The sequence below is a fragment of the Pseudomonas sp. P7548 genome (genome assembly GCF_013386585.1).
Taxonomy (GTDB): Bacteria; Pseudomonadota; Gammaproteobacteria; order Pseudomonadales; family Pseudomonadaceae; genus Aquipseudomonas.
Map to the genome: position 1 here is coordinate 1 of NZ_JACARO010000212.1, position 609 is coordinate 609.

At 61.2% G+C, this 609-nt stretch carries 2 protein-coding genes; one reads left to right on the forward strand and one right to left on the reverse strand.

Annotation, left to right across the window (positions count from 1 at the left end; translation table 11 throughout):
• Positions 1-42 precede the first annotated feature (42 nt).
• Positions 43-201 (reverse strand): hypothetical protein, encoded by a 159-nt coding sequence (locus HX803_RS32335; RefSeq protein WP_178926108.1) that lies wholly within the window; start codon positions 199-201, stop codon positions 43-45.
• 147 nt (positions 202-348) lie between these two features.
• On the opposite strand from HX803_RS32335, the gene HX803_RS32340 reads away from it, so the two are divergent.
• Positions 349-609: LysR family transcriptional regulator (locus HX803_RS32340; RefSeq protein ID WP_178926109.1), on the forward strand; the 261-nt coding region annotated here is incomplete at its 3' end.

Genomic DNA, 609 nt, shown 5'->3' on the forward strand with positions numbered 1-609 from the left:
GGCGCTGGCGGCATTGCGCTTGCGTCAGGGGCAGGAGGTGGCTCACACCAGCAATGAAGTGGGGAACCCGGAAGCCAGCACCAGGTAAGCCACGATGGCCGCCAGGCACAGGCCGACAAATACGCGCAGCAGTGTCCTGGCAGTCGGGTTTTCGATGAACTTGATGGCCCAGAGCAACACCCCGCTAAAGAGGGCGCTCATGGCGAAAATGACCAGCACGGTGGTGTTCCTGCGACCCTGGAAAGCTGATTTATAGTCCCAAAGCCTGCGGATGAACAGTGCGCACATAGACGCAGGCCCCCGGGCTTTCTAAACTGCGGCTTGTCTTGGGGAAAGGGGCAGGCGCCGATGAATCGCAATGAACTACGCAAGGCCGACATCAACCTGATGGTGGTCTTCGAAGCACTGATGCTGGAGCGCAATGTGACACGCGTGGCCGAGAAGCTGTTTCTCGGCCAACCCACCATCAGCTCGGCCCTCAACCGCCTGCGTACGCTGTTCAACGACCCGCTGTTCATTCGCGTCGGCCATCGCATGGAACCCACCGCGCGCGCCGAGGAGATCATTCAGCACCTGTCGCCGGCCCTGGACTCCCTCTCGTCGGCCTTG